Source organism: Dokdonella sp. (assembly GCF_035703485.1).
Taxonomy (GTDB): domain Bacteria; phylum Pseudomonadota; class Gammaproteobacteria; order Xanthomonadales; family Rhodanobacteraceae; genus Dokdonella.
Genome location: NZ_DASSYD010000094.1, coordinates 1 through 10,093 on the forward strand (window position 1 = coordinate 1; position 10,093 = coordinate 10,093).

General features: G+C 61.3%; 11 protein-coding genes. All 11 read right to left on the minus strand.

Annotated features, from left to right (window positions below; translation table 11 throughout):
• Positions 1-1,000 precede the first annotated feature (1,000 nt).
• Complete coding sequence (locus VFN25_RS06935; RefSeq protein ID WP_325140214.1) at positions 1,001-1,483, minus strand: peptidylprolyl isomerase; 483 nt, start codon at positions 1,481-1,483, stop codon at positions 1,001-1,003.
• 80 nt (positions 1,484-1,563) lie between these two features.
• The gene (locus VFN25_RS06940; protein WP_325140217.1) at positions 1,564-1,773 is read right to left on the minus strand and encodes a cold-shock protein; all 210 of its coding nucleotides are present in this window, start codon (positions 1,771-1,773) and stop codon (positions 1,564-1,566) included.
• Positions 1,774-1,958: 185 nt separating this feature from the next.
• The gene (gene hisIE / locus VFN25_RS06945) at positions 1,959-2,576 is read right to left on the minus strand and encodes a bifunctional phosphoribosyl-AMP cyclohydrolase/phosphoribosyl-ATP diphosphatase HisIE (protein WP_325140218.1); all 618 of its coding nucleotides are present in this window, start codon (positions 2,574-2,576) and stop codon (positions 1,959-1,961) included.
• Positions 2,573-3,349 carry an imidazole glycerol phosphate synthase subunit HisF gene (gene hisF / locus VFN25_RS06950; RefSeq protein ID WP_325140220.1) on the minus strand — a complete coding sequence of 259 codons (777 nt, stop codon included), beginning with the start codon at positions 3,347-3,349 and terminating at the stop codon, positions 2,573-2,575. The genes hisIE and hisF overlap by 4 nt, the downstream gene beginning before the upstream one ends.
• Positions 3,343-4,068, minus strand: a complete 726-nt coding sequence (hisA, locus tag VFN25_RS06955) for a 1-(5-phosphoribosyl)-5-[(5-phosphoribosylamino)methylideneamino]imidazole-4-carboxamide isomerase (RefSeq protein WP_325140222.1) — start codon at positions 4,066-4,068, stop codon at positions 3,343-3,345. Before hisA ends, hisF begins: the two co-directional genes overlap by 7 nt.
• Positions 4,065-4,664: an imidazole glycerol phosphate synthase subunit HisH gene (hisH, locus tag VFN25_RS06960; RefSeq protein WP_325140224.1), complete on the minus strand. Its 600-nt coding sequence runs from the start codon at positions 4,662-4,664 to the stop codon at positions 4,065-4,067. Before hisH ends, hisA begins: the two co-directional genes overlap by 4 nt.
• Positions 4,661-5,728: a bifunctional histidinol-phosphatase/imidazoleglycerol-phosphate dehydratase HisB gene (gene hisB, locus VFN25_RS06965; RefSeq protein ID WP_325140226.1), complete on the minus strand. Its 1,068-nt coding sequence runs from the start codon at positions 5,726-5,728 to the stop codon at positions 4,661-4,663. Before hisB ends, hisH begins: the two co-directional genes overlap by 4 nt.
• Positions 5,725-6,804 carry a histidinol-phosphate transaminase gene (hisC, locus tag VFN25_RS06970; protein WP_325140228.1) on the minus strand — a complete coding sequence of 360 codons (1,080 nt, stop codon included), beginning with the start codon at positions 6,802-6,804 and terminating at the stop codon, positions 5,725-5,727. Before hisC ends, hisB begins: the two co-directional genes overlap by 4 nt.
• Complete coding sequence (gene hisD / locus VFN25_RS06975) at positions 6,801-8,108, minus strand: histidinol dehydrogenase (protein WP_325140230.1); 1,308 nt, start codon at positions 8,106-8,108, stop codon at positions 6,801-6,803. The genes hisC and hisD overlap by 4 nt, the downstream gene beginning before the upstream one ends.
• On the minus strand, positions 8,105-9,004 hold the full coding sequence (gene hisG, locus VFN25_RS06980) for an ATP phosphoribosyltransferase (RefSeq protein ID WP_325140232.1): 900 nt from the start codon (positions 9,002-9,004) through the stop codon (positions 8,105-8,107). Before hisG ends, hisD begins: the two co-directional genes overlap by 4 nt.
• Positions 9,001-9,411 carry a YerC/YecD family TrpR-related protein gene (locus VFN25_RS06985; RefSeq protein WP_325140234.1) on the minus strand — a complete coding sequence of 137 codons (411 nt, stop codon included), beginning with the start codon at positions 9,409-9,411 and terminating at the stop codon, positions 9,001-9,003. The genes hisG and VFN25_RS06985 overlap by 4 nt, the downstream gene beginning before the upstream one ends.
• Positions 9,412-10,093 lie beyond the last annotated feature (682 nt).

Sequence of the window (10,093 nt, forward strand, 5' to 3'; positions counted from 1 at the left end):
GCCGCAACACCCCGCCGAAACGGGTTCGCTTTACTACGGACCATCAGTTCGCTTCCGGTTGCTCTCCACCCCGCCTCTCAGCGACGCAGTTACCTTCAACTACGAGGCCTGTGGCTTGCCCCGACGCGGATTTACACCGCGTTGATACGACGCCCTCACGGGCGCACTCGCCCCTGCGCAGGCAGGGGTCCAGTGACCCTGCTTTTCGTCCTGGCGGGTAAAAGCCAAAGGCGCTGGGCCCCTGCCTTCGCAGGGGCGACGGTGAATTGGAAGGTTGAAGGGGGTTTTGCGTTGGTCGTTGTTTGCGTGTTCCAGGATTCCGCCCGATGAACCTCGGAACTACGAGAATGGACAAAGCCGGCAACTGGCAGGCGCCTGAGAACCCCCGCCCACCAGAATCTGCAACCCACCTCTCGTCGCCCTGCGCAGGCAGGGGCCCAGTGCCCCTGCTTTCCGTCCTGGCGAGCAAAAGCCAAGGGCGCTGGGCCCCTGCCTTCGCAGGGGCGACGGTGAATTGGAAGGTTGAGGGGTTTTTGCGTTGGTCGCTGGATGCGTGTTCCAGGTTTCCGCCCGATGAAACTCGGAACTACGAAGATGGACAAAGCCGGCAACTGGCAGGCGCCTGAGAACCCCCGCCCACCAGAATCTTCAACCCACCTCTCTTCGCCCCTGCGCAGGCAGGGGCCCAGTGACCCTGCTTCTCGTCCTGGCGGGTAAAGCCAAAGGCGCTGGGCCCCTGCCTTCGCAGGGGCGACGGTGAATTGGAAGGTTGAGGGAGTTTTATGTTGATCGTTGTTTGCTGCCAACCGCTTGCGGCTCATGCTTCGACAAGCTCGGCACGAACGGATGTAGGTTGGGATGAGGCTTGCGGAGTCTTCCGCTCATGCTTCGACAAGCTCGGCACGAACGGAAGTTTTTGCCTACCGCTTACCGCTTACCGCTCACCGCTCACCGCTTTCCGCCTTCCCACTCCCCACTCCCCACTTCCAACTCCCCGCTTTTAATGCTGATGCCCGCCGACGCCATGGACGTGGCCGTGCTGGGTTTCTTCTTCGCTGGCGTCACGGACTTCGGCGATTTCGACGTCGAAATGCAGGGTTTCACCGGCTAGCGGGTGGTTGCCGTCGACGGTTACCTGATCGCCTTCGATTGCGGTGACGACAACGGCGATGGCGCCCTGAGCGGTCTGGGCCTGGAACTGCATGCCGACGGCGAGCTCATCGACGCCCTGGAATGATTCGCGCGGGACGACCTGGACAAGCTCTTCGATGTAAGTCCCGTAGCCGTTTTCCGGGGTGACGTCGACCTTGAATTTGTCGCCAGCGCTGCGGCCAGTCATTTCACTTTCAAGCCCGGGAACAATATTGCCGGCACCGTGCAGGTAGGCCAGCGGCTCCCTACCTTCCGAGCTGTCAAGCACATCTCCTGCATCATTGGTCAGGGTGTAGTGGAAGGACGCAACTTTGCGTTCGGATATCTGCATGACTTGCCTCTTGATTTTTGATAACAAAAAAACCCCGGGCGTTTAGCCCGAGGTTCAGTACGAGCGGAATTTGGTTGCGCTTATTCGGCGCGGACAGCTTCTGCTTGCGGGCCCTTCGGGCCTTCCGTCACACTGAAGCTGACGGCTTGGCCTTCGGCGAGCGACTTGAAGCCGTCGCCTTCGATCGAGCGGAAATGCACGAATACATCGGGGCCGTTTTCACGCGTGATGAATCCGAAGCCCTTGGCGTCGTTGAACCATTTGACGGTGCCGTTTTCACGATCTGACATGATATTTGAATCCTTGAACTATGGAACACAAGTTGTGCGCGAACCGAAGTTCGACGCGGGTACTGCTATGCAAGGAGGTTGTTCGCGACTCGATAAGCGACCAATCAGGGATCGGCGGTAACCTTGCCACAATGCAATCTGGCCCCAGCAGACACAGTGCGGCAGAGTTTACGCGAGGTTTGGCACTATTGCGAATGCCTTGATTTCAGCACGCCGACGGCATCGGCCAGGCCCAGCCCGCGGGCGCGCAGCAGCACGAGCAGGTGAAACAACAGGTCGGCCGACTCGCCAAGCAACTCGGCGTCTTCCTGGGCAACCCCGGCCAGCGCGGTTTCGACCCCCTCTTCGCCCACTTTCTGGGCGATCTTGCGCACTCCGGCCTCAAAAAGCTGCGTGGTATAGCTGGCTTCTGGGCGCTCGGCATGGCGCTTTTCGACCAGCGCATCCAGTTCACCCAGAAAGGCCAGCGGCAAGCCGGGTGCATCGGCAAAGCAGGTCGGCGTGCCGCGATGGCAAGTCGGCCCGAGTGGCTCGGCCCGAACCAGCAAGGTGTCGGTATCGCAATCGATGTGCAGCGATTTGAGCAGCAAGGTGTTTCCCGAGGACTCACCCTTGGTCCACAGGCGCTGCTTGCTGCGGCTGAAAAAGGTGACCTTGCCGCTGCGCCGGGTTGCGCCAAGCGCCTCGCGATTCATGTAGCCGAGCATCAGCACTTCGCCACTGCGCCAGTGCTGGATGACGGCCGGAAGCAGCCCGTCGCCTTTTGCCCAATCGAGGTCTGCTTCGATATTGGTGTCATTCATGACCGGATCTCCACACCGTTGCTGGCAAGAAAGGTTTTCAACTCGGGAATCCGGATCGCACCGGAGTGAAATACGCTGGCGGCGAGCGCGGCATCGGCATCGGCATCGACATCGACAAACGCCTCACGGAAATGCTCAAAGGTTCCAGCACCGCCCGAAGCGACCAGCGGCACTGCGCAGACCGCGCGCACGGCACGCAACTGGGCCAGGTCGTAGCCCGTGCGCACGCCATCGGTATCCATGCAATTGAGCACGACTTCACCGGCACCACGCCGCTGGACTTCGACCACCCAGTCGAGCGTGCGTCGCGGCAAGGCCTGCATCTTGTCGGGGTCACCGCTGTACTGGCGCACGCGCCATTCACCATCGGCATCGAGCAGGCTGTCAATGCCAACGACGACGCATTGCACACCGAACGCCGCGGCGAGTTCGTTGATCAGTTCGGGGCGTTCGAGCGCCGGTGAATTGATCGAAATCTTGTCGGCTCCGGCATGCAGGATCGCGCGCGCCGATTCGACATCGCGAATGCCGCCGGCCACGCAGAATGGAATGTCGATTGCGCGGGCCACGCGTTCGACCCAATCACGATCGACGCTACGCCCCTCGGGGCTGGCCGTGATGTCGTAGAAGACCAGCTCATCGGCGCCCTCGTCTCGGTAGCGCAGGGCCAGATCAACAATATCGCCGACCACGACGAGATCACGAAAGCGCACGCCCTTGACCACCTTGCCATCGCGCACATCGAGGCAGGGGATGATGCGCCGGGTCAGCACCGCAATGCTCCGGCAACATCAAGGTGACCTTCAAGCAGGCTGCGGCCGAGGATCACGCCGGCTGCCCTGCCCTGCAGCGCCTTGATGTCATCGAGATCACGGACGCCACCGGAGGCCTGCACGGCGAGGCTTGGCGCGATTGTCGTGAGATGGGCGTACAGATCGAGATTCGGACCGGACAACATGCCATCGCGGCTGATATCGGTGCACAGCAGATGCCGTGCTCCGGCTTGCGCAAAGCGCGGCGCGAGTTCATCGAGTGTCGATGCGGCGGCTTCTGTCCAGCCTGCGGATGACAGCGTCCAGCGACCATCGACTTCGCGGGTATCAAGCGCAATCACCAGACGCTCGGCACCGTAGCGCTCGATCCAGCCGACGACGCGCTCGCACTCGCGAACCGCGACGCTGCCAACGACGACGCGCTGCACGCCGGCATCGAACAATCGCTTGATGTCGGCTTCATCGCGTACGCCGCCACCGGCCTGGATATCGAGATCGAGTTTGGCCAGCGCTTCGATTACGGAAAGGTTTTCGAAGCGCCCCTCACGTGCGCCATCGAGATCAACCACATGCAGTCGACTCGCGCCCGCATTGCGATAGCGTTGCGCCTGCTCGACGGCATCGAGCGCATAGCCGGTTTCGCGCGCATAGTCGCCCTGACGCAGGCGCACGACGCGGCCTTCGCGAAGATCGAGGGCAGGAATGATTTCGAGTGTCATAGGCAGAGAAAATTCTTCAGCAGCAAGGCACCGACCGCACTGGAGCGCTCGGGATGAAACTGCATGCCGCAGTAATTGCGATGACGGACGATGGCGCTCAGCGGCGCGCCGTAGTCGACGCTGGCCAGCGTCGATTCGCTGCGTGCGACTGCGTAGCTGTGCACAAAATAGGTAAACGCATCCTCCGCCAGGCGTTCGAGCAGCCGATCGTCGCGCTCACGGCACAGGCGGTTCCAGCCCATGTGCGGAACACGGCGGTGCGCATCCGCCTCGATGCGACGAACCCGCCCGGGAATCACGCCGAGACAGGCGACATTGCCTTCATCCGAGTGCTCAAACAGCAACTGCATGCCGAGGCAGACGCCAAGCACGGGTTGTTCGAGACTCTGCATGGTTTCGACGAGGCCCGAATCACGCAAGCGCTGCATGCCCGGAACGGCGGCGCCGACACCGGGCAGAATCACATGCGAGGCGGCGCGGATCTGTCCGGCGTCGGCGCTGATCCGGGCATCGACACCGAGGCGTTCAAGTGCGTAGCGCACCGAGCCGATATTGGTGCCGCCGGCATCGACCAGTACGACATCGGTCGCACTCACAATACACCCTTGGTGCTCGGCAGATCATCACCGTCGATGCGGATCGCCTGGCGCAGGCAGCGCGCGACCACTTTGAAACAGGCCTCGACCATGTGATGTGCGTTTTCGCCACGCACACTCAGGTGCAGATTCGCGCCAAGGCCGTCGCATAGCGAACGGAAAAAATGCGGCACCAATTCGGTCGGCACCTCGCCGACGCGATCGCGCGGAAAGCTTCCGTCAAACTCGAAACAGGCACGACCGGAAAGATCGAGCGCCGCCGACGCCAGACTCTCGTCCATTGGCAGGGTGAAGCCATAGCGACCGATGCCGCGCTTGTCACCCAGTGCCTTGCGCAAGGCCTCGCCGAGGGCCAGTGCCGAATCCTCGATGCTGTGGTGCTCATCGATATGCGTGTCGCCGTCGCAATGCAGTTGCAGATCGAAATTGCCGTGCCTGGCGATCTGCTCAAGCATGTGATCGAAGAAGCCGAGGCCGGTTCGGATATCGGAGCGCGCGCCGGCATCGAGATCGACGCGCACGCGAATCCTGGTTTCCTTCGTTTCGCGGATGACTTCGGCGATACGCGGTGAATCGATCAGGGCTCGTGCAATGTCTGCCCAGCTCTGCCCTTCGGGTCCGACGCGAAATCCACGCACACCGAGATTGGCTGCGAACTGCAGATCGGTTTCACGATCACCGACCATCGCTGACTTCGCCCGCGACCAGCTATCGTCGGCAAGCCAGTGGCGCATCATGCCGACGCCGGGTTTGCGCGTATCCAGACCCTCATGGGCAAAGCTGCGATCAATCAGCACTTCGCGCAGGGCAATACCTTGCGAGTCCAGAATGCGCAGAAGCAGATCATGCGGCCCCTGGAAATCGGCCTGCGGAAAACTCGCGGTACCGAGGCCATCCTGATTCGTGACCATGATGATTTCGTAGCCGGCTGCGACGCAACGCGACAACGCCGCAATCACGCCCGGCAGCAGGGCAAACTTCTCGAAGCGATCAATCTGAAAATCCTCAGGCTCTTCGATCAGGCAACCATCGCGATCGACAAACAGGATCTTGCGCGCACTCATGCCGAATTCGCCTTGCGTACGAGGCAATCAAGCAATCGCGAATTTTCTTCACGCGTACCAATGCTCAAGCGCAGGAAACCTGACAGCCGCCGATGGCGACCGACATCGCGCACGATCACGCCGGCAGATTTCAGGTTCTGAAATACCGTGACCGCATCCTCGAAGCGCACGCAGAGGAAATTCGCCCTGGAGGGAAGAACGGTGATCACGCCCGGAAGACGAGTCAGTGTCGCCGCCATCCGCTCTCGCTCGGCAACCATCAGCGCGGTGCGCTGGTAGGTCAATACCATTCCTTCTGCGGTCAGCGCAGCGAGGGCCGCTGCGATACTCGGTGTCGGCAATGGGTAGGGCGGCATGATCTTGCGCAGCAAGGTGATGATATCCTTGCCGGCGAGCAGACAGCCGACCCGCGCACCAGCCAGTGCCCACGCCTTGGACAGGGTGCGCAACACACCGAGGTTTTCATGGTGCTCGATCAGACGTGATGCACTTGGGCCATCGGCAAATTCGATATACGCCTCATCGACAATGACCAGCGCGCGTCCGCGCATGGCATAGGCGACGCGTTCGATGTCGACCAGTGCGGTGCAACCGCCGGTCGGATTGTTCGGCGAACACAGGAACACAATCTTCACCGAGTCGGGCAGGCGTTCGCTTAGCGCATCAACATCAATGGCGAATCCTTCATCGAGTGGAATCTCGATGCATGCCGCGCCCTGGATGCCGGCGCAGACCGCATACATGCCAAAGGTGGGCGGGGCGATGGCGATGGCGTCGACCCCGGGGCGGCAGAATGCGCGCACCAGGAGATCAATGGCCTCGTCGCTGCCGCGGCTGACCAACACCTGATCCCGATTGACGCCATAAAGCTCGGCGAGACGATCGAGCAAGCGTTCCGGTTGCGGATCGGGATAGCGATTCAGTGGTCGGCCCCGGGCTCCGGACAAAACACCCGCAGGTGGCCATGGCGCCTCGTTGGCGTTGAGCATGATTCTGGCCTCGCCTGATTCGAGCCGGGCCGAGGAGTAGGCGTGCAAGGCGAGAATTTCCGGGCGCGCCAATTCGAGCACACTCATGCCGCATTCTCCATCGACTCAAGACGCAGGCTCACCGCTGCGGCATGCGCATCCAGTTGTTCGGCACGGGCCAGGGTGACCGCGCACGGACCGATCGTGCGCAGGCCATTGACCGACAGTTCCTGCACGGTCATCTGTTTCTGGAAACTCGCCACCGACAGTCCACTCCATGAGCGCGCAGCGCCGTAGGTTGGCAATACATGATTCGTGCCACTGCAATAGTCACCCACCGATTCGGGTGACCATGCGCCAAGAAAGATGGATCCGGCGCTGCTGACGCTCTCCAGCAGATCACGAGGCTTTTCGCAATTGATGATCAAGTGCTCAGGCGCATAGTCATTGCTGATTGCGACTGCCTCGGCCAATGAATCGACCTTGATCAGGCAACCGTGGGCAAGTGACCTGGCAGCGATGTCGGCACGCGGAATGCGCTGGCGTTGCGCTTCGATGCGCGTCGCCACTTCGTCAATCAGGGCCGCGTTTGGTGTCAGCAGGATCGATTGCGAATCCGCGCCGTGCTCGGCCTGGGCGAGCAGATCCGCAGCGACGAATTCCGGGTTGGCTTTGGCATCGGCAATCACCAGCACCTCGGAGGGCCCGGCTGGCATATCGATCGCCGCACCCCGTGGATCGGCCGCGACCTGGACCTTGGCTTCAGTGACCCAGACATTGCCCGGACCGAACAACTTGTCGCAACGCGGCACGGATTCGGTGGCATAGGCCATGGCTGCGATCGCTTGCGCGCCGCCAAGCTTGAAGACCTTGTCGATTCCGCAAAGGCGCGCAGCGAACAACACCGCTTCGTCGCAACGGCCATCAAGGCGGGGCGGCGAACAGAGAACGACATCGTTGCAGCCGGCAATCGATGCAGGCACCCCCAGCATCAGTGCCGTCGACGGCAACGGCGCAGCACCGGCCGGCACATACAGACCGACCCGGGCGATGGGACGCAAAATGCGTTCGCAGACGACACCGGGAGCGGTTTCAACCTTGATTGATTGCAGGGCGCAGGCGCGATGAAACAGCTCGATTCGCCCATGCGCATCGACAATCGCCTGCTTCAATTCGGTGCTCAATGCTTGTTCGGCGGCATCAAATTCTTCAATGCTGACGCGCAAGGAATCGAGTTCGCAGCGATCGTAGCGACGGGTCAGGTCGAGCAGCGCCGTATCGCCGCCATTGCGCACCGCATCGATCGTGCGCGCAACGGCCGCGCGTGTTTCTGCTGAATTTGTTTGCGCAGGCCGCGCCAGCGCGGCTGAACGCGAAGAGGCGTCCAGAGAGTTCCAGTCGAGCTGCTTCATGTCAGCATCTGCTCCACAGGCAAGACCAGCATCTGCCGCGCTCCGGCGCGCTTCATGTCTTCGAGATGCTGCCAGGTGATCGCGTCATTGCAGATCACCTGGACTGATACCTGATTGTCGAGTCCTTCGATCGAAGTGACCGTGGGGCGTTGTCCATTTGGCAGCAGACGGGTGATGTCATCGAGCGCGGCGCGCGGCGATTGCCACATGACCAACTTGGACACGCGCACCTGGATCACGCCTTCGATTCGACGCAACAACATGTCGATCAATTCACCACGCTCGTCACCTGGCAACACCGCACCGGCGGCCAGCACGGCTTCGGACTCGAGGATGACATCGGCTTCCTTGAGCTGATTGGCAGCGAGCGTGGCACCGCTGGAAACCAGGTCGCAGATGCAATCGGCGGTACCGACGCGCGGCGCGATTTCGACTGAGCCGGACAACGTGACCACGCTCGCCTCAACCGAATTGCGCCGCAGCCAGTCGGCGAGCAGATTCGGGTAGCTCGTCGCAATACGCATCCCGGCCAGTTGCGAGGGCGCGGAGTAATCGAAGTCATCCGGCACCGCGAGTGACAACCGGCAGTGACCGAAGCCAAGTGGACGCATCTCCCGAAACGGCGTGGACGCCTGATCGGAACCGGTGCCAAGAATCTGTTCGAGCAGGACATTGCGGCCGACAAAACCTAGATCGCAAACACCCTGGGCAATCATGCCGGGGACGTCGTCATCACGAACCAGGAGCAAATCGACCGGCAAGGTTTCGCCGAAGCAGAACAACTTGTCGCGGCTGCGGCGGAAAGTGATTCCACAGCGCGCCAGCAGATCGATCGAGGCATCGCTGAGTCGACCCGACTTCTGGATGGCGATGCGCAGACGGTCGCGTGAACTCATGCGCCCGCTCCGCGTGCCGCGGGAGCGTTGCGCCGGGACTTTGCTGCTGGCGCCGATTTGCTGCGTGCCGGCTTTGCTGGATCTGCGACTTTTGCCGGCCTCGCCGACTCGATCTGGGACAGCGCAGCGAGATAGCCGCCATTGCCTTGACTGAGGAAGCGCGCGACGCGGCCGATGGTGGTGATGCTGACCGCGGTGCGCTCGTGAATCTCACGATACGGAAGGCCCTTGAGGATATATGGCACAACCCGCCAGCGATCAGTCAGGGCTTCCAGTTCCGAAGGCGTACACAGATCACGCAGGAACGCACGCATGGCGGGAACCGAATCCAGCGACAACAACGCACGACACAGGCCCTCCTCCGCTTTCGCAGTTGATGCCTCGGGTTTGATGGATCGCTTCTTCATAACGTATTAACGCGTTAGTACATTGGCCCGCAGAATAACGACGCTTGTTGCATTGCGCAAGAGGTATTTGGTGGGGAACGGTGAGTTGAGGCTTGTCGAGTTGCGGCTAGCCGCTAGCGGTTGGCGGTTGGTGGAAAATGCCGGTGATGACATGCGCTCGCTTCGCCGGAACACCCAAAACCCCACTCATCGCCCCTGCGCAGGCAGGGATCCAGTGGCTCTTCTTTGAGTTGCATGTCGTTCGAAATCCCTGACTTTCGACAAGCGAATAGCGAACTCGACCGCGTCACGGCAAGGACCGAGCCGTTTCAATTCGGGACGAAGGGCACTGGGCCCCTGCCTGCGCAGGGGCGACGGGAAATTGGGAGTTGAGGCTTGGTGGGATTCGTTGCGGATTGCGGATTGCGGTTGGTGGTTGGTGGAAAATGCCGGTGATGACATGCGTTCGCTTCGCCGGAACACCCAAAACCCCACTCATCGCCCCTGCGCAGGCAGGGATCCAGTGGCCCTTCTTTGAGTTGCATGACGCTCGAAATCCCTGACTCTCGGCAAGCGAATAGCGAACTCGATCGCGTCACGGCAAGAACCGAGCCGTTTCAATTCGGGACGAAGGGCACTGGGCCCCTGCCTGCGCAGGGGCGACGGGAAATTGGGAGTTGAGGCTTGGTGGGATTCGTTGCGG

Coding starts and splice junctions, on each gene's coding strand:
- hisB (WP_325140226.1), bottom strand. CDS start 5,728: ATGAGTGCGCGCAAGATCCTGTTTGTCGATCGCGATGGTTGCCTGATC.
- hisA (WP_325140222.1), bottom strand. CDS start 4,068: ATGACACTCGAAATCATTCCTGCCCTCGATCTTCGCGAAGGCCGCGTC.
- hisC (WP_325140228.1), bottom strand. CDS start 6,804: ATGAGTGTGCTCGAATTGGCGCGCCCGGAAATTCTCGCCTTGCACGCC.
- VFN25_RS06935 (WP_325140214.1), bottom strand. CDS start 1,483: ATGCAGATATCCGAACGCAAAGTTGCGTCCTTCCACTACACCCTGACC.
- hisG (WP_325140232.1), bottom strand. CDS start 9,004: ATGAGTTCACGCGACCGTCTGCGCATCGCCATCCAGAAGTCGGGTCGA.
- VFN25_RS06985 (WP_325140234.1), bottom strand. CDS start 9,411: ATGAAGAAGCGATCCATCAAACCCGAGGCATCAACTGCGAAAGCGGAG.
- hisD (WP_325140230.1), bottom strand. CDS start 8,108: ATGAAGCAGCTCGACTGGAACTCTCTGGACGCCTCTTCGCGTTCAGCC.
- hisIE (WP_325140218.1), bottom strand. CDS start 2,576: ATGAATGACACCAATATCGAAGCAGACCTCGATTGGGCAAAAGGCGAC.
- VFN25_RS06940 (WP_325140217.1), bottom strand. CDS start 1,773: ATGTCAGATCGTGAAAACGGCACCGTCAAATGGTTCAACGACGCCAAG.